Annotated in this window: 21 protein-coding genes; 14 read left to right on the forward strand and 7 right to left on the reverse strand. The window is 60.9% G+C overall.

Annotation, left to right across the window (positions count from 1 at the left end; genetic code table 11):
* Positions 1-160: 160 nt before the first annotated feature.
* The 5 genes from bioD to bioB form a co-directional block, all read right to left on the reverse strand.
* Positions 161-841 (reverse strand): dethiobiotin synthase, encoded by a 681-nt coding sequence (gene bioD, locus ACA041_RS29470; protein ID WP_497438965.1) that lies wholly within the window; start codon positions 839-841, stop codon positions 161-163.
* Positions 838-1,650: a malonyl-ACP O-methyltransferase BioC gene (gene bioC / locus ACA041_RS29475; protein WP_497438966.1), complete on the reverse strand. Its 813-nt coding sequence runs from the start codon at positions 1,648-1,650 to the stop codon at positions 838-840. Before bioC ends, bioD begins: the two co-directional genes overlap by 4 nt.
* Complete coding sequence (locus ACA041_RS29480; protein WP_497438967.1) at positions 1,643-2,374, reverse strand: alpha/beta fold hydrolase; 732 nt, start codon at positions 2,372-2,374, stop codon at positions 1,643-1,645. The genes bioC and ACA041_RS29480 overlap by 8 nt, the downstream gene beginning before the upstream one ends.
* A complete protein-coding gene (gene bioF / locus ACA041_RS29485; RefSeq protein WP_497438968.1) occupies positions 2,367-3,545 on the reverse strand; it encodes an 8-amino-7-oxononanoate synthase in 1,179 nt (392 codons plus the stop codon). The genes ACA041_RS29480 and bioF overlap by 8 nt, the downstream gene beginning before the upstream one ends.
* 170 nt (positions 3,546-3,715) lie before the next feature.
* Complete coding sequence (gene bioB / locus ACA041_RS29490; RefSeq protein WP_497438969.1) at positions 3,716-4,771, reverse strand: biotin synthase BioB; 1,056 nt, start codon at positions 4,769-4,771, stop codon at positions 3,716-3,718.
* A 92-nt stretch (positions 4,772-4,863) separates the two neighbouring features.
* Between bioB and ACA041_RS29495 the strand changes: the two genes are divergently transcribed.
* The 5 genes from ACA041_RS29495 to rarD all read left to right on the forward strand — a co-directional run bounded on the left by ACA041_RS29495 (position 4,864) and on the right by rarD (position 10,809).
* Positions 4,864-5,604: a double zinc ribbon domain-containing protein gene (locus tag ACA041_RS29495; protein WP_497438970.1), complete on the forward strand. Its 741-nt coding sequence runs from the start codon at positions 4,864-4,866 to the stop codon at positions 5,602-5,604.
* 204 nt (positions 5,605-5,808) lie between these two features.
* Positions 5,809-6,573 carry a TOBE domain-containing protein gene (locus ACA041_RS29500; RefSeq protein WP_497438971.1) on the forward strand — a complete coding sequence of 255 codons (765 nt, stop codon included), beginning with the start codon at positions 5,809-5,811 and terminating at the stop codon, positions 6,571-6,573.
* 57 nt (positions 6,574-6,630) lie between these two features.
* On the forward strand, positions 6,631-8,532 hold the full coding sequence (locus ACA041_RS29505; protein WP_497438972.1) for a PhoX family protein: 1,902 nt from the start codon (positions 6,631-6,633) through the stop codon (positions 8,530-8,532).
* 207 nt (positions 8,533-8,739) lie between these two features.
* Positions 8,740-9,714 (forward strand): serine/threonine protein kinase, encoded by a 975-nt coding sequence (locus tag ACA041_RS29510; RefSeq protein ID WP_064680141.1) that lies wholly within the window; start codon positions 8,740-8,742, stop codon positions 9,712-9,714.
* Between the two features lie 207 nt (positions 9,715-9,921).
* Positions 9,922-10,809: an EamA family transporter RarD gene (gene rarD, locus ACA041_RS29515; RefSeq protein WP_497438973.1), complete on the forward strand. Its 888-nt coding sequence runs from the start codon at positions 9,922-9,924 to the stop codon at positions 10,807-10,809.
* A gap of 214 nt (positions 10,810-11,023) precedes the next feature.
* On the opposite strand, the gene ACA041_RS29520 is transcribed toward rarD, so the two are convergent.
* Positions 11,024-11,542: a glycine cleavage system transcriptional repressor gene (locus tag ACA041_RS29520; RefSeq protein ID WP_497438974.1), complete on the reverse strand. Its 519-nt coding sequence runs from the start codon at positions 11,540-11,542 to the stop codon at positions 11,024-11,026.
* Positions 11,543-12,088: 546 nt separating this feature from the next.
* Here ACA041_RS29520 and ACA041_RS29525 point away from each other — a divergent pair.
* Positions 12,089-14,266 (forward strand): malate synthase G, encoded by a 2,178-nt coding sequence (locus ACA041_RS29525; protein WP_497438975.1) that lies wholly within the window; start codon positions 12,089-12,091, stop codon positions 14,264-14,266.
* A 107-nt stretch (positions 14,267-14,373) separates the two neighbouring features.
* Here the strand turns inward: ACA041_RS29525 and ACA041_RS29530 are convergent, their stop codons facing one another.
* Complete coding sequence (locus ACA041_RS29530) at positions 14,374-14,820, reverse strand: response regulator (RefSeq protein ID WP_497438976.1); 447 nt, start codon at positions 14,818-14,820, stop codon at positions 14,374-14,376.
* A gap of 261 nt (positions 14,821-15,081) precedes the next feature.
* Here ACA041_RS29530 and ACA041_RS29535 point away from each other — a divergent pair, with 261 nt between their 5' ends.
* The 8 genes from ACA041_RS29535 (at position 15,082) to ACA041_RS29570 (ending at position 24,222) form a co-directional block, all read left to right on the forward strand.
* Complete coding sequence (locus ACA041_RS29535; RefSeq protein ID WP_497438977.1) at positions 15,082-17,016, forward strand: putative nucleotidyltransferase substrate binding domain-containing protein; 1,935 nt, start codon at positions 15,082-15,084, stop codon at positions 17,014-17,016.
* Positions 17,013-17,720 carry a 3'-5' exonuclease gene (locus ACA041_RS29540; protein WP_497438978.1) on the forward strand — a complete coding sequence of 236 codons (708 nt, stop codon included), beginning with the start codon at positions 17,013-17,015 and terminating at the stop codon, positions 17,718-17,720. Before ACA041_RS29535 ends, ACA041_RS29540 begins: the two co-directional genes overlap by 4 nt.
* 138 nt (positions 17,721-17,858) lie before the next feature.
* A complete protein-coding gene (locus tag ACA041_RS29545; RefSeq protein ID WP_497438979.1) occupies positions 17,859-18,377 on the forward strand; it encodes an RNA polymerase sigma factor in 519 nt (172 codons plus the stop codon).
* A complete protein-coding gene (locus tag ACA041_RS29550) occupies positions 18,374-19,345 on the forward strand; it encodes a FecR domain-containing protein (protein ID WP_497438980.1) in 972 nt (323 codons plus the stop codon). The genes ACA041_RS29545 and ACA041_RS29550 overlap by 4 nt, the downstream gene beginning before the upstream one ends.
* A 250-nt stretch (positions 19,346-19,595) precedes the next feature.
* The gene (locus tag ACA041_RS29555) at positions 19,596-22,025 is read left to right on the forward strand and encodes a TonB-dependent siderophore receptor (RefSeq protein ID WP_497438981.1); all 2,430 of its coding nucleotides are present in this window, start codon (positions 19,596-19,598) and stop codon (positions 22,023-22,025) included.
* Positions 22,026-22,097: 72 nt separating this feature from the next.
* Positions 22,098-23,228: a PepSY-associated TM helix domain-containing protein gene (locus ACA041_RS29560; protein WP_497438982.1), complete on the forward strand. Its 1,131-nt coding sequence runs from the start codon at positions 22,098-22,100 to the stop codon at positions 23,226-23,228.
* The gene (locus ACA041_RS29565) at positions 23,225-23,404 is read left to right on the forward strand and encodes a hypothetical protein (protein WP_497438983.1); all 180 of its coding nucleotides are present in this window, start codon (positions 23,225-23,227) and stop codon (positions 23,402-23,404) included. The genes ACA041_RS29560 and ACA041_RS29565 overlap by 4 nt, the downstream gene beginning before the upstream one ends.
* Positions 23,405-23,592: 188 nt before the next feature.
* Entirely contained in the window at positions 23,593-24,222 is a 630-nt protein-coding gene (locus ACA041_RS29570; RefSeq protein ID WP_497438984.1) for a glutathione S-transferase, read from the forward strand.
* Positions 24,223-24,313 lie beyond the last annotated feature (91 nt).

Here is a 24,313-nt window from a genome sequence, read left to right on the forward strand (position 1 = left end):
TCGTCATGACACCACGGCAATAGCGGGCGCGCAGCCACGCCACAGCGTCCATGGAAACAGTTGTCCATGAAGGAAAGATTAGTTGAGGGATAAGGACTTACGCAGAAAAACGCCGCGAATGATCGCGGCGTTGGCAGGCGGATTCAGCGAGACGCAGCCCTCAGTCCAGCAGATCCAACTGAAGATGCTCGGCCACCGCTTCGGCGGTCACCAGCTTGAGTTTCGGCACGCGTCCCAGGCATGGCGCCGGGATGCGCTCAGCCAGTGTCGCCAGGTTCTCTTCCAGGCGCGCAGTCTTCGAATCGATGATATTGGCCACCCAGCCCGCCAACTGCAGGCCGTCCCGCGCAATCGCTTCAGCCGTCAGCAGCGCGTGATTGATGCAACCCAGACGCACGCCAACCACCAGAATCACCGGCAAATCCAGCGCCATCGCCAGGTCCGACAGGTTGTCCTGATCCGCCAGGGGCACGCGCCAGCCGCCCGCGCCTTCGATCAGGGTGAAGTCGGCCTGCATATCGAGAATCTGCCGCATCGGCGCCAGCAGTGATTGCACCGTCAACGCCACACCGGCCTCCCGCGCCGCCAGGTGCGGCGCGATTGGCGGTTCGAATGCCACCGGATTGACCTGTGCATAAGTCAAAGGCACCGAACATTGAGCCATCAACGCCAGCGCGTCGGCATTGCGCAAGCCCTTGGGCGTCACGTCGCAACCGGAAGCGACCGGCTTGCCTGCCGCCGTACTCAGGCCCGTCGACCGCGCGGCATGCAGCAGGCCTGCAGCAACGGTGGTCTTGCCAACATCGGTGTCAGTGCCGGTGATGAAATAGGCAGCGCTCATAGGGGTTTCTCCAAAACCGCGTACACCACTTGATAAGTCGCCGGCAGACCTTTGCCCTGGCGAAACTGCTCATACGCCTCGATCAAGCCGAGGATCCGCGCCCGGCCGGTCAAACCGCCCGGCCGACCCGGGTTCAGGTTGTGTGCACCCAGTGCCTTGAGTTCATGGGTCAGGCTGCGCACATCCGGGTAATGCAACACATGGGGACGGGTTTCCAGACTCACGGCTTTCAACCCACTGTCGGCGCACAGCTGTTGATAAACCCCGAATTCACGGAAGCGATTGACGTGCACCATGCCGTCCACCTGACGCCAACTGTCACGCAATTCGTATAACGTACCCACGCACAGACTAGCAAACGCGAAAATTCCGCCAGGTTTCAACACGCGATGTGCCTCACTGAGCACCGAGGCAAAGTCCGAGCACCACTGCACCGCAAGGCTGGAGAAGATCAAATCGCAGGTCGAAGCCTGTAATGGCAAGCGCTCCGCATCCCCGGCGATGAAATGCGTGGCGCCGCCCAACGGCCGTGCGTGATTGAGCATGCCTTCGGCGATATCCAGCGCCACTCCGTGACCGGCAGGGAAACGCTGGCTCAGCAGCCGGCTGAAGTGCCCGGTGCCGCACCCCAGATCCAGCCAGCGACCGGGTACGAAATCTTCCGGCAAACGACTCAGCAGCTGGCCACCGACATCACGCTGCAACTCGGCAACGCTGTCATAACTCGCCGCTGCGCGGGAAAAGGAGGCCGCCACCTGGCGCTTGTCAGGCAAGCCGCCGGGCAAATCTGGAAGGGATAAATCAGTCATCACCGAACTCATGCAAAAAGGCCTGGATCGCCCCCGCCACACCGTGGGGGTCTTCCAGAAGAAACGCGTGGCTGGCCCGTTCAATCAGGCCGATTTCTACATCCGGCAGCAACATCAGCAGCGCTTGCGCGGCTTCGGCGGGAACAAGCCCGTCGAGGCCGGCGAACAGGTGCAATTGCGGACCGCGGAATGTTTGCAGCGCTTTGCGGGTATCCAGTTGCGCGAGCACTTCCAGGCCGCTGATCAACACCGATGCACTGGTGTGCGGCGCGCCACCGAGCAACAGCCTGGACAATCCGCGCGGGTCTGCAGAACCCTGGGCGCAGAGCAGCGCAAAGCGTTTCAAGGTGATGCGTGGATCAGCCTTGCAGCCGGCCAGAAACCCGTCGAAGGTCTCGCCCGGCATCGCGCTCGACCATTGCTCATGGGCGACAAACGAAGTGTTGCTCGCCAGGGTCAACACGCCGCAGCAGCGATCGCCGCGCCGGGCTGCCAATTCGCAGGCGAGCATGCCGCCGAGGGACCAGCCACCCAGCCAGGCGTCCTGAGGCAGGGTCGAATCCAATTCATCGAGCCATTCTTCAACATCGCTGGACTCCAGTTCCGGCAATGGCTCGATCTCGACCCGCAGGTGTTCATCCAGCCCCTGCAACGCTGCAGCCAATGGCTCCAGCGGTGAAATCCCAAGGCCCCAGCCGGGCAGCAGAATCAGACGATCACGCATGGCTTGGCTCCGGTCCCAGTTGTTGAAAGCAATCGGCCAGTCCATTCAACAATAGCTGCACCTGCGCCTCATTGTGGGCAGCGGTCAGGGTCACGCGCAGGCGGGCACTGCCGGCAGGCACGGTCGGCGGACGAATCGCCGTCACCATCAAACCGCGTTCGCGCAGCATCTGCGACAGTCGAACAGCACGCCCGGCGTCGCCGATCATGATCGGCTGGATCGGCGTGAAGCTGTCCATCAATTCCAGGCCAATCTGCTCGGCCCCCTGGCGGAACTGGCGGATCAGCGTGCTCAGATGCTCACGCCGCCAATGTTCGCTGCGCAGCAACTCCAGGCTTTTCAACGTAGCGCAGGCGAGGGCCGGAGGCTGGCTGGTGGTGTAAATGTAAGGGCGGGCGAACTGAATCAGGGTCTCGATCAGCTCTTCACTGCCCGCCACAAAAGCACCTGCTGTACCGAACGCCTTGCCGAGGGTACCGACCAGTACCGGCACGTCGTCCCGGCTCAGGCCGAAATGCTCGACGATCCCGCCGCCATTGGCGCCCAGCGGACCAAAACCGTGGGCGTCATCGACCATCAGCCATGCGCCTTTGGCCTTGGCTTCCCGGGCCAGCGCCGGCAGATCGGCGATGTCACCGTCCATACTGAACACGCCGTCGGTGACCACCAACGTATTGCCGGTGGCCTTTTCCAGGCGACTGGCCAGGCTTGCTGCGTCGTTGTGCAGATAGCGATTGAAGCGCGCTCCGGACAACAGGCCCGCGTCCAGCAACGACGCATGATTGAGCCGGTCTTCGAGCACCGTATCGCCCTGCCCGACCAGCGCGGTGACCGCGCCGAGGTTGGCCATGTAACCGGTAGTGAACAGCAGGGCGCGCGGGCGACCGGTGAGGTCGGCCAAGGCTTCTTCCAATTCGTGATGCGGCGTGCTGTGGCCGATCACCAAGTGCGAAGCCCCGCCACCCACGCCCCACTTCAAGGCGCCAGCGCGCCAGGCTTCGATCACTTGCGGGTGATTGGCCAGGCCCAGGTAGTCGTTATTACAGAACGCCAGCAGCGGCTGGCCGTCAACCACCACTTGCGGGCCTTGAGGGCTTTCGAGGAGCGGGCGTTGGCGGTAGAGATTGTCGGCACGACGGGCAGCAAGGCGTGCGGCGAGATCGAAAGACATGCAGGCCTCGGGGTCAGATCGCAGAGTGCGGAAGTTGCACAATCCCCTGTGGGAGCGAGCTTGCTCGCGATGGCGGCGGCTCAATCAACATCAATGCTGAATGTCACTCCGTCATCGCGAGCAAGCTCGCTCCCACAGGGATTTGCATTCCATCAGAGGAATCGGTGTGGTCAAACAGCCGCGTTATAAAACTGCTCGCTGCTCTTCTGCTCAACCAAGGCCTGCTCGATAGCCGCCTGATGCACTTCGTCAGCGTGCTCTTCCCGTGCTTCCGGCAGGATCCCCAGGCGCGAGAACAGTTGCATGTCCTTGTCGGCCTGCGGGTTGGCGGTGGTCAGCAGTTTGTCGCCGTAGAAAATCGAGTTGGCACCGGCAAAGAACGCCAGGGCTTGCATCTGCTCGTTCATCGCTTCGCGGCCGGCGGACAGGCGCACGTGGGACTGCGGCATCAGGATGCGGGCAACGGCGAGCATGCGGATGAAGTCGAACGGGTCGATGTCGTCAGCATTTTCCAGCGGCGTACCGGCGACCTTCACCAGCATGTTGATCGGCACCGACTCCGGGTGCTCCGGCAAGTTGGCCAGCTGGATCAGCAGGTTGGCGCGGTCGTCGAGGGATTCGCCCATGCCGAGGATGCCGCCGGAGCAGATCTTCATCCCCGATTCGCGCACGTAGGCCAGGGTTTGCAGGCGCTCGCTGTAGGTACGGGTGGTGATGATGCTGCCGTAGAATTCCGGCGAGGTATCGAGGTTGTGGTTGTAATAGTCGAGGCCGGCCTGAGCCAGGGCGACGGTCTGATCCTGATCGAGGCGACCGAGGGTCATGCAGGTCTCCAGGCCCATGGCTTTCACGCCCTTGACCATTTCCAGCACGTACGGCATGTCTTTGGCCGACGGATGCTTCCAGGCAGCGCCCATGCAGAAACGGGTCGAACCGATGGCCTTGGCGCGCGCGGCCTCTTCGAGGACCTTCTGCACTTCCATCAGCTTTTCTTTTTCCAGGCCGGTGTTGTAGTGACCGGACTGCGGACAATATTTGCAATCTTCCGGGCAGGCTCCGGTTTTGATCGACAGCAGCGTCGAAACCTGGACCCGATTGGCGTCGAAATGCGCACGGTGCACCGTCTGCGCCTGGAACAACAGGTCGTTGAATGGCTGAACGAAGAGTGCTTTGACTTCGGCCAAAGACCAGTCATGACGCAGGGTTGCAGTGGTGCTGGCGCTCATGGGCGTTTCCTTTGTTTTATGCTTGGCAAACGGCTGGGGGCTGGAATACCCACAGACTCGACACGGATGCTCGGCATATTTAAGGAAGACTCATGCGCTGTCAACCACCATACGACGGACCGGTTTACATCTGGTTAGAAAACATACAATCCTGTTTGCTGTGCGGCGAAGCATCCGATGACGCGACACCTATTTGCACCGCCTGTGAAACCGAGCTGCCCTGGCTTGGCGACCAATGCCAGACCTGCGCTCTGCCCTTGCCCGGCGCGGGATTGACGTGCGGCCAATGCCTGAAGCAACCGCCAGCCTTCGACCGGGTCGCTGTGCCCTGGACTTACAGCTTTCCCGTGGACAGCTTGATCACACGCTTCAAGCACAGCGCGAAATGGCCGTTCGGGCGCCTGCTCGCCGAACTTCTCGCTCGATCCCTGCAGCATCGCTTCGAAGAAGACCTGGACCGCCCGGACATGCTGGTCCCGGTGCCACTGGCCGTCAAACGCCTGCGCCAACGCGGTTTCAACCAGGCCGCCATGCTTGCCCGCTGGCTCGGCACCAGCCTCGACATTCCTTGCGATGAAAGACTGTTGCTGAGGGTTCAGGACACCAGCGCGCAACAGGAGCTGAAGGCTAACGCCCGCAAAAACAATCTGCGCAATGCCTTTGCCCTCGTACCCAATGCGCCGGTCAAGGGTCGACACCTGGCACTGGTGGATGACGTCCTGACCACCGGAGCCACCGCCCAGGCACTGGCTCGCCTGTTGATGGACGCCGGCGCGGCGCGGGTCGACGTCTACTGCCTGGCCCGCACCCCCAAACCCGGCGACGCGGTTTGACCTGAGAACACAAAACCTGTGGGAGCGACGGTGCGACCTGCTCGCGATAGCGGTCGGTCAGCCGACAACATTGTTGTATGTGACAGCCTATTCGTCGGAACGCCGTCCGGAGCCGGCTCGCTCCCAAAAGAAAAGGGTCTGACTTGACTCCCTAGTCCCAAGTCGCCAACGTCCTCCCCATCGCCACAGCCCGAAGCATCCGCCATGTCCTTGCCCACGTTGTTGACCCAACACATTGTTCGCCGCCCGCAGCGCATCGCGCTGCTGCAACACATCGCCGAACAAGGCTCGATCACCCGCGCGGCAAAAAGCGCAGGCCTGAGTTACAAGGCGGCGTGGGACGCCATCGACGAACTGAACAACCTTGCGCAGAAGCCACTGGTAGAGCGCAGTGTCGGCGGCAAGGGCGGTGGTGGCGCCAGACTGTCCAGTGAAGGCGAGCGCGTGTTGCGCTTGTATCAAAAGCTGCAAACCCTGCAGGCCCAGGTGCTGGAAGCCGCCGAAGATGCCAGCGACCTCAACCTGCTCGGTCGCCTGATGCTGCGCACCAGCGCACGCAATCAATTGCACGGCAAGGTCGTGGCGATCGATAGCCAGGGTCGCAACGACCTGATCCGCCTGGAACTCGCCGGCGGCTTGACCATCGAGGCGCAGATCACCCACGACAGCACCCTGCGCCTGGAGCTGGAAATAGGCACCGAAGTGGTGGCGCTGATCAAGGCCGGCTGGCTCGATCTGCTCGCCATCCAGGAGGCAGTAACGCCTGGACACAATGACCTGACCGGCATCATCGAAGAAATCCTCGACGCCCAGGACGGTCCCAGCGAAGTGCGTATCGGCCTGCCCAATGGCCAAACCCTTTGCGCGCTGGCCGAACCGCTGCACTTGCGAACCCTGGGCCTGGCCACGGATACCGCGGTACGGGTGCAGTTCGCGCCATCCAACGTTTTGCTCGGTACACCGCTCTGAAATATTAGCGTCACGAACGCTGATTAAGGTGGCTGCAAAAACCGCAGGGAGCCCGATGTGAGCCTATTAGAAGAAAACCAGTCCACCGACCTCGAAAAAATGGTCGGCCTCAGCCGTCGCGGCTTCATCAGCGCAGGTGCCTTGTGCGGCGCAGCGATGTTCCTGGGTGGCAACCTGCTGAGTCGCAGCGTGCTGGCCGCCAGTGTCAGCGCCGGTTCCAGCACACTGTTGGGTTTTGACAGCATCCCCGCCGCCACCAGCGACGCCATCAGCCTGCCGCCGGGCTACAAATCCTCGGTGTTGATCAGCTGGGGCCAGCCGTTGCAAAAGGACGGCCCGGCGTTCGACCCGAGCGGCCAGGGCAGCGCCGAGCATCAGGAAGTCCAGTTCGGTGACAACAACGACGGCATGAGCCTGTTCGAGTTTCCCGGGGAGCAAGATCGGGCGCTGATGGCAATCAACAACGAGTACACCAACTATCGCTACCTCTACCCCCACGGCGGTATGCCGCAATCAGCCGACGAAGTGCGCAAGGCACTGGCCTGCGAAGGCGTGTCGGTGATCGAGGTCCAGCGCAACAACGGCCAGTGGCACTTCGTCCAGGGTTCGCGCTACAACCGGCGCATTCACGGTAACGCGCCGATCAGCCTGAGTGGCCCGGCCGCCGGCCACGCCCTTGTGAAAACCAGCGCCGACCCCCAGGGCAAGAATGTCCTCGGAACGTTCCAGAACTGCGCCAATGGCAAGACGCCGTGGGGGACTTACCTGACCTGTGAAGAGAACTTCACTGATTGCTTTGGCAGCAGTAACGCCGAGCAGAAGTTCGACGCTGCGCAAAAACGCTACGGTGCGGTGGCGGCCAGTAAAGAGATCAACTGGCATCAGCACGACGAGCGTTTTGACCTGGCAAAGAATCCGAACGAACTCAACCGTCACGGCTGGGTGGTGGAAATCGATCCGTTCGATCCGCAATCGACCCCGGTCAAACGTACCGCGCTCGGCCGCTTCAAGCATGAAAATGCGGCGCTTGCCGAAACCAGTGATGGTCACGCCGTGGTGTACATGGGCGACGATGAACGCGGCGAGTTCATCTACAAATTCGTCAGCCGCGACAAGATCAACCACAAAGACCCCAAGGCCAACCGCGATTTGCTGGACCACGGCACTCTGTACGTGGCGCGCTTCGACGCGGGCGACGGCAATGCCGATCGCCCCAAGGGCCAGGGCGAATGGGTCGAACTGACCCACGGTAAAAACGGCATCGACGCCAGCAGCGGCTTTGCCGATCAGGCCGAAGTGCTGATTCATGCGCGCCTCGCGGCCAGCGTGGTGAAAGCTACGCGCATGGACCGTCCGGAATGGATCGTCGTCAGCCCCAAGGACGGCCAGGTCTATTGCACCCTGACCAACAACGCCAAACGCGGCGAAGACGGGCAACCGCTGGGCGGGCCGAACCCGCGGGAGAAAAACGTCTACGGACAGATCCTGCGCTGGCGCACCGACCGTGATGATCATGGCTCGAAGACGTTTGCCTGGGATCTGTTCGTGGTCGCCGGCAATCCAGGCGTTCATGCTGGCACGCCGAAGGGCGGCTCGTCGAACATCACCCCACAGAATATGTTCAACAGTCCCGATGGCCTGGGCTTTGACACGGCCGGGCGGTTATGGATTCTGACGGACGGCGACTCGAGCAACGCGGGGGATTTTGCCGGGATGGGCAATAACCAGATGCTGTGTGCCGACCCGGTGACCGGCGAGATTCGTCGCTTCATGGTCGGACCGGTGGGCTGTGAGGTGACGGGGATCAGCTTCTCGCCGGACCAGAAAACGCTGTTTGTCGGAATCCAGCATCCGGGGGAGAACGGCGGGTCGACCTTCCCTGAGCACCTGCCCAATGGCAAGCCGCGGTCTTCGGTGATGGCGATTTCACGGGAAGACGGCGGGGTCGTCGGCGCCTGATCAGGCCCCTTCGCGAGCAGGCTCGCTCCCACAGGGGTCTGCGGTGCACACAGGATTTTGTGACACACAGGAGATCCCTTGTGGGAGCGAGCCTGCTCGCGAATGCGATAGCCCAAAAAACTCATCTCAAGCCCAACCCCTAAAGACGCCCCGTCTGCGCTACCATGCTTGGCCGGACGCGGCAGCCTGCTGCGCGCAGGAGTCAGCATGGCCCACCCGTTTGCAACCCTCACCCCAGACCTCGTGCTCGATGCCGTCGAAAGCATCGGCTTTCTCAGCGACGCGCGCATTCTGGCGCTCAACAGCTATGAAAACCGCGTCTATCAGGTCGGTATCGAAGACTCCGAGCCGCTGATCGCCAAGTTCTACCGTCCGCAACGCTGGACCAACGAAGCGATTCTCGAAGAGCACCAGTTCACCTTCGAGCTCGCCGAGTGCGACGTGCCAGTGGTGGCGCCGATGATTCACAACGGCGCCAGCCTGCACGAACACAATGGCTTCCGATTCACCCTGTTCCCCCGCCGTGGCGGCCGGGCGCCGGAGCCGGGCAATCTCGATCAGCTGTACCGCCTCGGCCAACTGCTCGGTCGGTTGCACGCCGTGGGCGCGACCAAGCCGTTCGAACACCGTGAAGCACTGGGTGTGAAAAACTTCGGTCACGACTCGTTGACGACATTGCTCGAAGGCAATTTCGTACCCAAAAGTCTGCTGCCGGCCTACGAGTCCGTGGCCCGGGACCTGCTCAAGCGGGTAGAAGAGGTCTACAAGGCCACGCCGCACCAGAACATCCGCATGCACGGCGATTGCCACCCCGGCAACATGATGTGTCGCGACGAGATGTTCCACATCGTCGACCTCGACGACTGTCGAATGGGCCCGGCGGTGCAGGACATCTGGATGATGCTCGCTGGCGACCGCCAGGAATGCCTCGGTCAGTTGTCGGAATTGATGGACGGCTACAACGAGTTCCACGATTTCGATCCTCGGGAACTGGCACTGATCGAACCGCTTCGCGCCTTGCGCCTGATGCACTACAGTGCCTGGCTCGCCCGCCGCTGGGACGACCCGGCGTTTCCGCACAGTTTTCCGTGGTTCGGCAGCGAGCGGTATTGGGGGGATCAGGTGTTGGCGTTGCGTGAGCAGCTGGCTGCGCTCAATGAAGAACCATTAAAACTTTTCTGACCCCCCCCCTTAAACCTGTGGGAGCGAGCTTGCTCGCGATGACGGCCACACATTCAACATTGATGCATGCTGATCCACCGCCATCGCGAGCAAGCTCGCTCCCACAGTTGTTCGTGTTCACAATTGCCCAACCTATTCAGGTAGGACATTCGCAGACAAATCTCCTTACAATCCCCTCTTTGTTAGCTGCCTAAGCAAGGACTCTGCATGCAAGCCGCCAACCCGCGTCGCGGGTACATATTGGGCCTGAGTGCCTACATCATCTGGGGATTGTTCCCGCTCTACTTCAAAGCCATCGCCAGCGTGCCCGCCGTGGAGATCATCATCCATCGCGTACTCTGGTCCGCGCTGTTCGGCGCCTTGCTGCTGATGGTCTGGAAGCATCCGGGCTGGTGGCGCGAGCTGCGTGACAACCCGCAACGGCTGGCGATCCTGGCCCTGAGCGGCACGCTGATCGCGGCCAACTGGCTGACCTACGTCTGGTCGGTGAACAACGGTCGCATGCTCGAGGCCAGCCTGGGCTACTACATCAACCCGCTGGTGAACGTGCTGCTGGGCATGCTGATCCTCGGCGAACGGCTGCGGCGCATGCAATGGCTGGCCGTTGGCCTGGCGGCGGTGGGTGTCGCACAGCAGGTCTGGCAAGTCGGCAGCCTGCCCTGGGTGTCACTGGTGCTGGCGCTGACCTTCGGTTTCTACGGGTTGATCCGTAAACAAGCGCCGGTCAAGGCGCTGCCGGGGCTGGTGGTGGAAACCTGGATGCTGGTGCCGATCGCCGTCGCCTGGCTGCTGTTCAATCCGACGGTCAACAGCGCGCAAGCTGAATTCTGGACCACTTCCGAAGCCTGGTGGCTGGTGGCCGCCGGGCCGGTAACGCTGGTGCCGCTGGTGTGTTTCAACGCCGCCGCACGGCATTTGCCCTACACCACATTGGGATTTCTGCAGTACCTCGCGCCAACGCTGGTACTGCTGCAAGCCGTACTGTTGTTTGGTGAACACATGTCCTCCAGTACGCTATTGGCGTTCATCTTTATCTGGGCCGGCCTGGCGCTCTACAGCGTCGATGCGTGGATAAGTCTGCGCCGTCGCAGCTGATCAAAAAACGCACAACCCTCTGCAGGCCACGTCCTTCGTGGCCTGCACCGATCCTTCCCAAGGTTATCCACAGCGTGATCCCCGCCGTTTGTGCGCAACTTGTTGAAACTGTTGATTTTTTGATCAGGTACTGAAGAAGCCCGGTCGGCGTGGCCTGGCGGGCTGTCTCTACAGGTTATCCACAGGCAGGTGCACTTTTAACTTGGATAACCTTTCAAACTTCGCTGCGTAATACCAATTCCACCATCAGGTCGTCGGCCAGGGTTTCCAGGCGCGATTGCAACACGTCCAACGACAGCGTCAACGGCACGGCGAGAATCGCTTCGGCGTGGAACAACGGCTCGCTGCTCATCGGCGCCGGGCGCACTTCGGTCACCAGGCGCTCCAGGTTCACGCCCTGTTCGCTCAGCAGACGGGTAATGTCGCGGACAATGCCCGGACGATCATTACCCACCAGTTCCATGGCAATCGGTTTCCAGGTGCAGGATTGTTCGATGCCACTTTCGGCGATCAGCACGCGAATGCCGTGGGTGGACAATGCCTGCAGGGCGCCCACCAGTTCATCGTAAGCCTCGGCCGGCACGCCCACCCGAAGAATCCCGGCGAACTGCCCGGCCATGCGCGACATTCGGCTTTCCAGCCAGTTACCGCCGTGCTCGGCGATGCACTGGGCGATGCGCTCGACCTGCCCAGGCTTGTCCGGAGCGAATACAGTGAGTACGAGGTGGTCCATGGCGCAATCCTCTTGGTCATGACTTTTGTTATAGAAAAACAAGTATAGGCAAGGGGTGATTCTGTGTTGAATCGTCTGGCGCCTTCGCGAGCAAGCCCGCTCCCACAAGGATTGCGCAGTACCTGTGGGAGCGGGCTTGCTCGCGAATGAAGGTACTGCTAATCGAACTGAAAACCACAAATCGTGTACAAGTTTTTATATTTAGCTGGAACAATCCATCAGTTTTTTGAGAACATCCTGTTCCCCGAGCTGACTGCAATGCGTCATGGGGTCGCAGAACGACGTAATTAGTCTAATTTTCACAAGCGCAATTCATCATGTAGTATGCCGCAGCGCGCACTACATAACCTTGGATCGATGTCTGCCACAGGCGCAGTCGCAACCCTGAAAGCCCTGTCAGCAAGGCCCCAAGCCGTTGATTGGACCAACCCCAGCCGCCCGCGATGGCATGTACTGGTAGACGGGTTTGTGGTTTAAATGGCCAGAGGCTTCATTGTTAAATTGAAGAGCTGAAAAGCGAAATAGCTGAGCAGAGTGAGGCAAGCAATGACTGAACACGTTCAAGTCGGTGGCCTGCAGGTCGCCAAAGTCCTGTTCGACTTCGTGAACAACGAAGCCATTCCCGGTACCGGCCTCACCGCCGATAAGTTCTGGGCCGGTGCCGACAAGGTCATTCATGACCTGGCCCCGAAGAACAAAGCCCTACTCGCCAAACGCGATGATTTCCAGGCTCGTATCGATGGCTGGCACCAGTCCCGTGCCGGTCAACCGCATGACGCCGTGGCCTACAAAGCCTTCTTGCAAGAACTCGGTTATCTGCTGCCAGAAGCAGCCGACTTCCAGGCAACGACGCAAAACGTCGATGACGAAATCGCCCGCATGGCTGGCCCGCAGCTGGTAGTGCCGGTGATGAATGCCCGCTTCGCGCTCAATGCCTCGAACGCCCGCTGGGGTTCGCTGTATGACGCGCTCTACGGCACCGATGCCATCAGCGAAGCGGACGGCGCGGAAAAAGGCAAAGGCTACAACAAGGTTCGTGGCGACAAGGTTATCGCCTTCGCCCGCGCTTTCCTTGACGAAGCAGCCCCCTTGGCTGCCGGCTCCCACGTCGACTCCATTGGCTACAAGATCATCGACGGCAAACTGGTGGTCGCCCTCAAAGGCGGCAGCAACACCGGCTTGCGCGACGATGCGCAATTGATCGGTTACCTCGGCGATGTCAGTGCTCCGACCGCGATCCTGCTGAAAAACAACGGCCTGCATTTCGAAATCCAGGTCGACGCCAGCACCCCGGTCGGCCAGACCGACCCGGCCGGCGTCAAAGACATCCTGATGGAGGCCGCGCTGACCACCATCATGGACTGCGAAGACTCGGTCGCCGCCGTCGATGCCGACGACAAAGTGGTGATCTACCGCAACTGGCTCGGCCTGATGAAGGGCGATCTGTCGGAAGAAGTCTCCAAGGGCGATCAGACCTTTACCCGCACCATGAACGCCGATCGCCGCTACACCGGCGTCGACGGAAGTGAACTGAGCCTGCACGGTCGTTCGCTGTTGTTCGTGCGCAACGTCGGTCATCTGATGACCATCGACGCGATTCTCGACAAGGAAGGCAACGAAGTACCGGAAGGCATTCTCGACGGTCTGCTGACCAGCCTCGCGGCCATCCACAGCCTCAACGGCAACAACTCGCGCAAGAACAGCCGCACCGGCTCGGTCTATATCGTGAAGCCGAAGATGCACGGTCCGGAAGAAGCGGCGTTCACCAACGAGCTGTTCGGTCGCATTGAAGAGGTGCTCGACCTGCCGCGCAATACCCTGAAAGTCGGGATCATGGACGAGGAGCGCCGTACCACGGTCAACCTCAAGGCCTGCATCAAGGCCGCCAGCGAGCGCGTGGTGTTCATTAACACCGGCTTCCTCGACCGTACCGGCGATGAAATCCACACCTCCATGGAAGCCGGGCCGATGGTGCGCAAGGCGGACATGAAGGCCGAGAAGTGGATCGGCGCCTACGAAAACTGGAACGTCGATATCGGCTTGAGCACCGGCCTGCAAGGTCGCGCCCAGATCGGTAAAGGCATGTGGGCCATGCCCGACCTGATGGCGGCGATGCTCGAACAGAAAATCGCTCACCCGATGGCCGGCGCCAACACTGCCTGGGTGCCTTCGCCGACCGCCGCCGCATTGCACGCACTGCATTATCACAAGGTCGACGTATTCGCTCGTCAGGCTGAACTGGCGCAACGTGCCCGCGCTTCGGTGGACGACATCCTGACCATCCCGCTGGCCGTGAACCCGAGCTGGACCACGGAACAGATCAAGCATGAACTGGACAACAACGCCCAGGGCATTCTCGGTTATGTGGTGCGCTGGATCGACCAGGGCGTGGGGTGCTCGAAAGTACCGGACATCAACGACATCGGCCTGATGGAAGACCGTGCGACGCTGCGTATTTCCAGCCAGCACATCGCCAACTGGCTGCGTCATGGCATCGTCACTGAAGATCAGGTGATGGAAAGCCTCAAGCGCATGGCGCCGGTCGTCGATCGTCAGAACGCCAATGACCCGCTGTATCGCCCGCTGGCCCCGAACTTCGACAGCAACATCGCCTTCCAGGCGGCGGTCGAATTGGTCGTCGAAGGCACCAAGCAGCCGAACGGCTATACCGAGCCGGTGCTGCACCGTCGTCGTCGCGAGTTCAAGGCAGCCAATGGCCTGTAACTGAGCGTTGATGCCGGACATGAAAAAGCCCTGATCGAGAGATCAGGGCTTTTTCATTTGTTTGAAATCGGCGGTGTTGCCTTCGCCAGGACAATACAAAAATGAAGCTACGGCTCCATCCCCAACTCATGCTTGACCAACCCCAACAGCTTGACGGTATCGATCGGTTTGAGCAGGAAATCAACCACGCTCAGGTGCATGGCGGCGATCGCATCCTGCACGTCGGCATCGCCGGAAACGATGATGAACGGCATGGCCGCCCGTACCGACTCACGTACCTGGCGGATCAAGTCGAGGCCATCGACATGCCCCATTCGCAGATCGGTGATCACCAGGCCGATCGACGGCTTTTCGCTCAACATCTTGAGTGCGGTTTCGCCACTGGCTGCGGTCATGCACCGAATACCATCCAGCGCCAGAATCTCTGACAACAGCTCACGCGCGTCTTTATCGTCGTCGACGATCAGCACCCGCTGCGGCGGCAAGTCAGGTTCGAGCATGACGGCACTCAGCGCCTCGCGCTCGGCGTCACTCAAAATATCGTGGTCGGACATGGCTTACTCTACATTTCAAATTCAATCGCCTGACTTATTCGTCAGACATCGCCAGCAAGACCTACAATCTGCACTTCGTCGGAAAGTCTTCCTATAGCCAATGTAGGAGGCTTTTCCGATAGTTGCGTAAGACATTTCCCAAGTTTCGACATCCGCGCTGCCTACCTAGACTTACGTCCAATGGGCACCCTGCGTCCAGGGGCCGACCATGGCCAAGTCATCCGACAACAAAAATTCATAAAAACGACTGCGGTAAAGGTTATGAGTAAAGCGGACGCCTTCACACAGGCAGGGAAAACCGCGGTGTTGCAGAACATCCAGGGCACTTTGCAGTTCCTTCAGCGCTTCCCGCCCTTCAATCAAATGGAACACGCCCACCTGGCGTACCTGGTCGAACAATGTCAGCTGCGTTTTTATGCGCCCGGTGAATGCATCATCAAACCCGCCGATGGCCCGGTAGAGCATTTCTACATCGTCAAACAAGGCCGGGTCGTGGGCGAACGCCCGCACACGGCCAAAGGCGGGACTGAAACCACCTTCGAAATCGCCACCGGCGAGTGTTTCCCTCTCGCCGCGCTGCTAGGCGAGCGTGCGACCCGCACCGAGCACCTGGCTGCCGAAGACACCTTTTGCCTGCAGCTGAACAAGCTGGCGTTCATCAAACTGTTCGCACTTTCCAGCGCGTTCCGTGACTTTTCCCTGCGCGGCGTCAGCAGCCTGCTGGATCAGGTCAACCAGCAAGTCCAGCAAAAAGCCGTGGAAACCCTGGGCACCCAGTACTCACTGAACACCCGGCTGGGTGAATTGGCCATGCGCCACCCGGTGACCTGCAGCCCGACCACCCCCCTGCGTGAAGCCGTGACCCTGATGCACGAGCAGCAGGTCGGCAGCATAGTGATCGTCGACGAGCAGAAAGCCCCACTGGGCATTTTCACCCTGCGCGACCTGCGCCATGTAGTCGCCGATGGCACCGACGACTTCAACGAAGCGATCGAGCGCCATATGACCCAGGCGCCGTTTTTCCTGTCGCCGGACCACAGCGCGTTCGATGCGGCGATCGCCATGACCGAACGGCACATCGCCCACGTCTGCCTGGTCAAGGACCATCGCCTGTGCGGCGTAGTGTCCGAGCGGGATCTGTTTTCCCTGCAACGGGTCGATCTGGTGCACTTGGCGCGAACCATCCGCAGCGCTCAGCGCGTGGAAAACCTGGTGGCGCTGCGCGGCGAGATTGGCCAACTGGTGGAGCGCATGCTGGCCCACGGCGCGTCGTCGACCCAGATCACCCACATCATCACCCTGCTCAACGATCACACCGTCTGCCGCGTGATCGAGCTGACCCTTGCCGAGAAAGGTGACCCCGGCATCCCGTTCAGTTGGCTGTGCTTCGGCAGTGAAGGTCGCCGCGAACAGACGCTGCACACCGATCAGGACAACGGCATTCTGTTCGAAGCCAGGGACACGGCCCACGCCGCCGAGATCCGCGGCAAGCTATTGCCCATCGCCCAGCAGATCAACCAGAGCCTGGCACTCTGTGGCTTTACCCTGTGCAAGGGCAACATCATGGCCGGCAATCCCGAGCTGTGCCTGTCCCGGGCCGAGTGGGCGCGGCGCTTCGCGGCGTTTATCCGCGAAGCCACGCCGGAGAATCTGCTGAGTTCGAGCATTTACTTCGACCTGCGCGTGGTCTGGGGTGACGAGCAAGGCTGTGAGCAGTTGCGCCAGGGGATTCTCGATCAGGTCGATGACAACCGGTTGTTCCAGCGCATGCTCGCCGAGAATGCCCTGCGCAATCGCCCGCCCGTAGGACGTTTCCGTGATTTTGTGCTGGCTCGCAAGAATGGCGAAAAAGCCACCCTGGATCTGAAAATCCAGGGCTTGACCCCGTTTGTCGACGGTGCCCGCTTGCTGGCGCTGGCCCACGGGATCGAAGCGAATAATACCCTTGAGCGCTTTCGCCAACTGGTGGACAAAGAGGTCATCGAACGGCTGGATGGCGCGGCATACGAAGAGGCGTATCACTTTATTCAGCAAACCCGCATGCAGCAACATCAGCTCCAGACCCGGGAGAATTTGCCCTACTCCAATCGGGTCGATCCGGACAGCCTCAACCATCTGGATCGACGGATCCTGCGTGAATCCCTGCGCCAGGCTCAGCGCCTGCAAAGCAGCCTGGCCCTGCGGTATCAGCTATGAGCCTGTTTTCATGGTTGCGTCCGGCAGGGCCGATGTTATCCGGTGAACTTCAACTACGCCTGCAACGCTTGCCCGCAGCTGCCGAGCTGGGCGAGTGCAGCCTGCGTGAGCAACGCTGGATCGTGCTCGACCTGGAGACCACCGGATTGAACCTGAACAAGGACCGGGTGCTGTCCATCGGCGCGGTGGTGATCGAAGACGGGGCGATCGACTTCAGCCAGCAGTTCGAACGCACTTTGCAATGCAGCGAACTCAAACTCGGGCCCAGCGTGCTGATTCACGGTCTGGGCCCGAGCGCGATTGCCGCCGGCAGCGACCCGGCCCAGGCCCTGCTCGATTTCATGGAATTTGTGGGTGACAGTCCGGTATTGGCTTTCCATGCGCCGTTCGATCAACACATGCTCGGGCGCGCGCTGAAAGATCATCTGGGCTACAAGTTGCAACATTTGTTTCTGGATGTCGCGGATATAGCACCGATGATTTGCCCTCAAGCGCACATCCGCGAGGCTGGGCTGGATGAATGGATCGACTGGTTCAAGCTGGAGGTGTTCGAGCGTCACAATGCCAGTGCCGATGCACTGGCCACGGCAGAGTTGGCGCTGATTTTGTTCAGCCGGGCCCGGCAGCAGCAGATACATAGCCCGTTGAATCTGCAGCAGCGGTTGAGTCAGTGGAAGCGGCGGCAGCGCGCGCCGTCCTTCTAAATCCCACAGTGATTGGTTCGACTTCCAACCGTGGCGTACTGAAATCACCCGACCAGTGGCCAATTGCTTACCTCCCCCGCCTCTGCCACAATCGCGAACAATTCTCGTTAGTTAACACTTCCCAATCGGTGATACGGCGTGCCGTCAGTCCAAAGCCCCCAGCGTGAGCTTGTTGGTGCGTTGTATCGCGACCATCGCAGCTGGCTATTGGCCTGGCTGCGGCGCAACGTGGCCTGTCCGCAACGGGCCGAAGACCTGAGTCAGGACACCTTCGTTCGCCTGCTCGGCCGTGACGGACTCAAGGAGCCTCGCGAGCCGCGGGCATTTCTGGTGGCGATCGCCAAGGGCCTGCTGTTCGACTATTTCCGCCGCACCGCGCTGGAGCAGGCCTATCTCACCGAATTGATGCTGATTCCCGAAGGCGAACAACCTTCAGTCGAAGAGCAACAGCTGATTCTCGAAGACCTGAAAAACATCGACCGCCTGCTCGGCCAACTCTCGAGCAAGGCCCGGGCAGCGTTTCTCTATAACCGGCTCGACGGTCTCGGCCACGCCGCAATCGCCGAGCGTCTGGGCGTGTCGGTGCCGCGGGTGCGTCAGTACCTGGCCCAGGGCATTCGTCAGTGCTACATCGCACTGTACGGTGAGCCGGTGTGACCCCGGTCAGCGCCAAACCGGTATCGGCACAGGTGCTGGATGCCGCCATTGCCTGGCAACTGACCCTGGATTCCGGCAATCCGGTGGATCGCGAAGAATTCGCCAAATGGCATGCCGCCCACGAAGAACATGCCAGGGCCTGGCGCCAATTGGCCATGCTCGACGCGCGTTTCAGCGTCGCCAGCGGCCCGGCCCGCACCGCGTTGCTGCAATCGCGCGAAAGCATACGCCGGCGGGTGCGCAAACTGGGCAGCGGTGTGGCGAGCATCGTCGCGGTGATCGGCCTGGCGCTGTTCGCCGGTGACCGTTACCTGCCGCTCGACTATTGGCTGGCCGACCAGCGCACCGCCACCGGCGAACAACGCACCCTGCGCCTGAGCGACGGTACGCTGCTCAACCTCAACACCCACAGTGCCGTGGACGTTCGTTTCGATGACAAGCAACGGCTGATCATTCTGCAGGAAGGGGAAATCCTCATCGAAACCGGTCATGGCGATGCCCGGCCATTTATCGTCGAAACCCGCGAAGGCAGCATGCGCGCGTTGGGCACCCGATTCCTGGTCAAGCGCGAGGACGAAGGCACGCGCCTGAGTGTGCTGCAGTCGGCGGTGGCCGCCCATCCGCAATCAAGCCCTGAAGAACAGGTTCTGCGCGAAGGCCAGCAAGTGCTGATGCGCAACAACGGCCTGGGCCCGATCATCGCGCTCAACCTCGGCGCCGATGCCTGGACCCGCGGCATGCTGGTGGTGGATAACGCGCGACTGGAGGACCTGATCAACGAACTCGGCCGCTATCGCCGCGGACATCTGGGCGTTGCACCGGAAGTTGCCGACCTGCGAATCACCGGCAGTTTCCCGCTGCACGACACCGACCTGGCCTTGCGCGCCCTGCTGCCGACCCTGCCGGTGCAGATCGAACAGCACACGCCGTGGTGGGTGACGGTGGCGAAGGCTGAAGCCCGGCCCTGAAATTTGTTTCGACAGTCAGATCGCCTTCGCGAGCAGGCTCTCGCTCCCACAGGGGATCGCGGTCAAATGTGGGAGCGAGACCGGCTTGCCGGCGAAGGGGTCATCAGCCTCCCAACGAAAGCCGGTTTCATCCAACGATCATTCAGCACTGATTTAATGAATCAAAATTATTTTCATCCACCCCTATCACTTTTGAATTCTCGTTCGGCATCCAGGCAATTGAGAAATATTTCTATTCAGGAGCCGCCGTATGTCCCGTTCGCTAGACACCTTGTTGCGCCCCGGGTTGTTGGCAACCGCCATTGCCCTCTGTGCCCCTCTGGCCTGCGGTCAATTGATCGCCGCCGAGCAGGTGTCCAGCGTTCGCCCCTACAACCTGCCGGCCGCCCCATTGGCCAGCACGCTTAACCAGATCGCCAGCCAGGCGGGCCTTGCCCTGTCGCTGAATCCGTCCCTGGCGGCGGGCAAAACCTCGGCACCGGTCAACGGCCAGTACGACGCTGCCGGCGCTTTGCGCGAAGCCTTGCGCGGCACCGGCCTGCAACTGGAACAGAGCAGCGCGGGCACCTACACCCTGGTGGCCGTGCCCGAAGGCGTGATGGCTTTGCCGGAAACCGCCGTCATCGGTGTGCAAAACACTGAAAGCGCCTGGGGCCCGGTGCAAGGGTATGTGGCCACCCGCACCGCTGCGGGCACCAAGACCGACACTGCCCTGGTCGAAGCACCGCGTTCGATTTCGGTCGCTACCCGTCAGCAGATGGACGATCGCAAAGTGCAAAACATCGATGACGCCGTGCGCTACATGCCCGGTATCACCGCCAGCAGCTACGGCAGCGACACCCGCGCCGACTGGCTGCGGGTACGCGGTTTCGAACCGACTCAATTCCTTGACGGCTTGCCGCTGCCAAAAGGTGTTTACGCCAACCCGAAACAGGAAACCTGGAACCTGGATCGCCTCGCCCTGCTGCGCGGACCGGCTTCGTCGGTGTATGGCCAGACCCCGCCGGGCGGCTTGCTGGACATGGTCAGCCGCCGCCCCAGCGCCGAGTCGAGCAATGAAATCCAGGTGCAATACGGCAGCGACAACCATCGCCAGATCAACTTCGCCAGCACCGGCAAGATCGATGATGAAGGTCGGTTTCTCTACGGTCTGAGCGGCGTGATACGCGACAGCGGTACGCAGATCGATCATGTCGACAACAAGCGCTACAACATCGCGCCGAGCCTGACCTGGAATATCGACGACGACACCCGGTTCACCCTGCTCACGCAATTCACCCGTGACGATACCGGGATTACCAGTCAGTTCCTCCCGGTGCAAGGCACCAGGATTCGCTCGCCGCTCGGCGATATTTCCCACCACAAGAACCTGGGCGACCCGGACTGGGAATACTACGACCGCACCTATTACGCACTGGGCTACGCCTTTGAACATCGCTTCAACGATATCTGGCAGTTCAAGCAGAACCTGCGCTACACCAAGTCGGACCTGTCCTTCCAGACCCTCACTCCCGGCGCCTATCCCTTCACCCAGGTCGACGCCGAGGGCAACGTTGGCCGTTCGAGCACCAGTACCGACGAAGACATCAGCCAGTTCGCCGTGGATAACAACTTCCAGGGCGACTTCGCCACTGGCGACATTCGTCACACCCTGCTGATCGGCCTTGATCACCAACGCAGCAACACCAACTACACCTCGATCTTCGGTGACGGCGAGACTACCAACGTCAACAACCCGATCTATGGCCAGCCGATCGTTCGTCCGCCTCGCTCTACTGCGTTTTATGACTACAACCAGAAGTCCTACCAGACCGGTCTATACATCCAGGACCAGATGGCCCTCGACCAATGGCGCCTGACCTTGGGTGGTCGTGAAGACTGGGTCCACACTGGCACCAGGTTCTTCAACAAAGGCGATGCCACCAACACCGAGCGTGACAAGAAATTCAGCGGCAACGCAGCGATCAGCTATGTGTTCGACTCCGGCTTCGTGCCTTACCTGTCCTACGCCGAATCGTTCCAGCCGACCAGCAACGCCACGGCCTCGCCGACCGATTCGATCAAGCCGACCGAAGGCAAGCAGTGGGAGCTGGGCATCAAGTACCAACCGCCTGGCAGCAACACCCTGCTGACCGCTGCCGTGTATAACCTGACTCAGAAAAACGTCTCCGTCACCACCACCAACTCGGACAGCGTTGCAATGACCAGCCAGACCGGTGAAGTCAAAGTCAAAGGCCTGGAACTGGAAGCGGTCTCCGACGTGACCGAAAACCTCAAGGTCATTGCCGCCTACACCCTGGCCAAGTCCGAAGTGCAAAAAGGCGACTTCAAAGGCAACCGCCTGCAACTGATGCCGAACCAACAGGCCTCGCTGTGGGCCGATTACACCTGGCATAACGGCGTGCTCAATGGCTTCGGCATCGGCGCCGGCGCGCGTTACACCGGCAACACCTACGGCGATCAAGGCAATACCTGGCTGGGCAAGGCCGACGCCTACACCGTGTTTGACGCCGCGGTGCATTACGACCTGGGCCGGCTGGACAACAGCCTCAAAGGCGCGTCCCTGGCACTGAACGCGACCAACCTGTTCGACAAGGATTACATCTCCACGTGCGACAGTTTTTACTGCTACTACGGCGACCAACGCAGTGTCGTCGCCAGTGCCACTTACAAGTGGTAATTGCTTGATCCGACACGCTCGATACCCAGGCCGTCCTTCGAGGACGGCTTTGGTATTTCTGAAGGCCATGAAATGAAAAGTAAAACAATTCGCCGCTGGTCCTTCGTCCACACCTGGACCAGCCTGATCTGTACGGTGTTCCTGCTGATGCTGGCACTGACCGGCCTGCCCTTGATATTCCATCATGAGATCGACCACCTGTTGGGCGATGCCGCCGAGCTGAAGGCAATGCCGGCGAACACCCCGCAGCTGAATCTGCAGCAGTTGGTGCAGGCCGCGGAAAAACATCGCCCCGGCGAAGTCATGCAGTACTTCGGCTTCGACGAAGACGAACCCAACGCCGCCATCGCGATCATGGCGGCCACTGCCGGCACCGAACCGAACTCGTCTCACACCTTCATGCTCGACGCCCGCACCGGTGAAGCGCTGGAGATGCCGTCAGCCAATGGCGGCTTCATGATGGTCATGCTGCGCCTGCACGTGGACATGTTCGCCGGGCTGCCGGGCAAGCTGTTGCTGGCGTTCATGGGGCTGCTGTTCGTGGTCGCGATCGTGTCCGGGACTGTGCTTTATCTGCCATTCATGCGCCGCTTGAAATTCGCCACCGTGCGCCAGGACAAATCCACCCGCCTGCGCTGGCTCGACCTGCACAACCTGATCGGTGTGGTGACCCTGACCTGGGCCCTGGTGGTCGGCGTGACCGGCGTCATCAGCGCCTGCGCCGACCTGCTGATCGCCGCTTGGCGTAACGACAGCCTTAGCGCAATGGTCGCGCCGTACCGCAACGCGCCACCGCTGACGCAACTCGCTCCAGCGACACGTTTGCTCGACATCGCCAAAGACGTCGCACCCGGCATGCAACCGGACTTCATCGCCTTCCCCGGAACGCGCTTCTCCAGCGAACACCATTACTCGGTATTCATGAAAGGCAGCACGCACCTGACCTCGCATCTGCTGACGCCAGTGCTGATCGACGCCAGTACCCTGCAAGTCACTGCCGTGGCCGAACGGCCGTGGTACATGGACGCCATGGCCATGTCGCAGCCGCTGCACTTCGGTGATTACGGCGGTATGCCGATGAAAATCCTCTGGGCGACCCTGGATGTACTGACCATCATCGTGCTCGGCAGCGGGGTTTACCTGTGGGTGGTACGGCGCAAGTCGGCCAAACCTGTACTCGAACAGGCGCAGGCTCAAGCATGAAACCGCGACAGTCGAACTTCTGGAAAGTCTTCGCCACCCCGACCGTCATCGCCCTGCTCAGCGGCGCGGGGTTGTTCGCCGCGTTGCTGGGCGATGGCGTGTGGGATGGGTTCAGCTGGCTGGGCCTGGGCGTCCCCGCGCTTCTCGCCCTGCGCGGGCTGCTGCAACGCGGCTGACTTTTGTGGGAGCGAGCCTGCTCGCGAATGCGGTATGTCAGTCGACACCGATGTCGAATGTGACGCCCTCTTCGCCGGCAAGCCGGTCTCGCTCCCACCTTGGATCGGTGCGCGGCCCTCAACTCGCACTTGAGCTACCAGATCAACGCGCTATGCTGCCGACACCTGCCACTGACCGAGACACCGCCATGTCCGCCCCGAGCATGACCCTCTACCACAACCCCTTATCGCCCTTCGTTCGCAAAGTCATGGTGCTGCTCCACGAAACCGGCCAACAAAACCGCGTGGCCCTGCAAAACTGCGTGCTGACGCCAGTCGACCCGGACCTTGCACTGATCGACGACAACCCCCTGGGCAAAATCCCGGCCCTGCGCCTGGCCGACGGCAACGTCATCCATGACAGCCGGGTCATCCTCGATTACCTCGATCACCAGCACGTCGGCAACCCCCTGATCCCCCGCGACGGCTCGGCCCGCTGGCGTCGCCTGACCCTGGCGTCCATGGCCGACGGGATCATGGACGCTGCGGTACTGACCCGCTACGAAGTGGCCCTGCGCGCCCCGGAAAAACACTGGGCCGAATGGCTGGATGGCCAACGCGATAAAATCCGCCGCACGCTGGCGTTGCTGGAAGAAGACGCGATTGCCGAACTGACCAGCCATTTCGATGTGGCGGCGATCAGTGTGGCGTGTGCGTTGGGCTATCTGGATTTGCGCCACCCGGATCTGGAGTGGCGTGAGGCGAATCCAAAGCTGGCAGGATGGTATTTCGAGGTGAGCCAGCGGGCGTCGATGTTGGCGACTATGCCGAAGGTTTAACTTCAGAAAGGACAAAACCCTAGCAGTTCTGATAGTAGGCAACGACTGAAAAAGGAATGATGCTGACGGCTCGGCTTTTTGGACCTTGCAC

Source organism: Pseudomonas sp. LBUM1676 (assembly GCF_059695605.1).

What these genes read in the sequence shown, in the direction of transcription:
- ACA041_RS29570 (WP_497438984.1), top strand. Translation starts at nt 23,593, where the DNA reads ATGTCCGCCCCGAGCATGACCCTCTACCACAACCCCTTATCGCCCTTC.
- ACA041_RS29530 (WP_497438976.1), bottom strand. Translation starts at nt 14,820, where the DNA reads ATGTCCGACCACGATATTTTGAGTGACGCCGAGCGCGAGGCGCTGAGT.
- ACA041_RS29565 (WP_497438983.1), top strand. Translation starts at nt 23,225, where the DNA reads ATGAAACCGCGACAGTCGAACTTCTGGAAAGTCTTCGCCACCCCGACC.
- bioF (WP_497438968.1), bottom strand. Translation starts at nt 3,545, where the DNA reads ATGTCTTTCGATCTCGCCGCACGCCTTGCTGCCCGTCGTGCCGACAAT.
- ACA041_RS29540 (WP_497438978.1), top strand. Translation starts at nt 17,013, where the DNA reads ATGAGCCTGTTTTCATGGTTGCGTCCGGCAGGGCCGATGTTATCCGGT.
- bioB (WP_497438969.1), bottom strand. Translation starts at nt 4,771, where the DNA reads ATGAGCGCCAGCACCACTGCAACCCTGCGTCATGACTGGTCTTTGGCC.
- ACA041_RS29510 (WP_064680141.1), top strand. Translation starts at nt 8,740, where the DNA reads ATGGCCCACCCGTTTGCAACCCTCACCCCAGACCTCGTGCTCGATGCC.
- ACA041_RS29480 (WP_497438967.1), bottom strand. Translation starts at nt 2,374, where the DNA reads ATGCGTGATCGTCTGATTCTGCTGCCCGGCTGGGGCCTTGGGATTTCA.
- ACA041_RS29520 (WP_497438974.1), bottom strand. Translation starts at nt 11,542, where the DNA reads ATGGACCACCTCGTACTCACTGTATTCGCTCCGGACAAGCCTGGGCAG.
- bioC (WP_497438966.1), bottom strand. Translation starts at nt 1,650, where the DNA reads ATGACTGATTTATCCCTTCCAGATTTGCCCGGCGGCTTGCCTGACAAG.
- bioD (WP_497438965.1), bottom strand. Translation starts at nt 841, where the DNA reads ATGAGCGCTGCCTATTTCATCACCGGCACTGACACCGATGTTGGCAAG.
- ACA041_RS29495 (WP_497438970.1), top strand. Translation starts at nt 4,864, where the DNA reads ATGCGCTGTCAACCACCATACGACGGACCGGTTTACATCTGGTTAGAA.
- ACA041_RS29560 (WP_497438982.1), top strand. Translation starts at nt 22,098, where the DNA reads ATGAAAAGTAAAACAATTCGCCGCTGGTCCTTCGTCCACACCTGGACC.
- ACA041_RS29500 (WP_497438971.1), top strand. Translation starts at nt 5,809, where the DNA reads ATGTCCTTGCCCACGTTGTTGACCCAACACATTGTTCGCCGCCCGCAG.
- ACA041_RS29525 (WP_497438975.1), top strand. Translation starts at nt 12,089, where the DNA reads ATGACTGAACACGTTCAAGTCGGTGGCCTGCAGGTCGCCAAAGTCCTG.
- ACA041_RS29555 (WP_497438981.1), top strand. Translation starts at nt 19,596, where the DNA reads ATGTCCCGTTCGCTAGACACCTTGTTGCGCCCCGGGTTGTTGGCAACC.
- ACA041_RS29535 (WP_497438977.1), top strand. Translation starts at nt 15,082, where the DNA reads ATGAGTAAAGCGGACGCCTTCACACAGGCAGGGAAAACCGCGGTGTTG.
- rarD (WP_497438973.1), top strand. Translation starts at nt 9,922, where the DNA reads ATGCAAGCCGCCAACCCGCGTCGCGGGTACATATTGGGCCTGAGTGCC.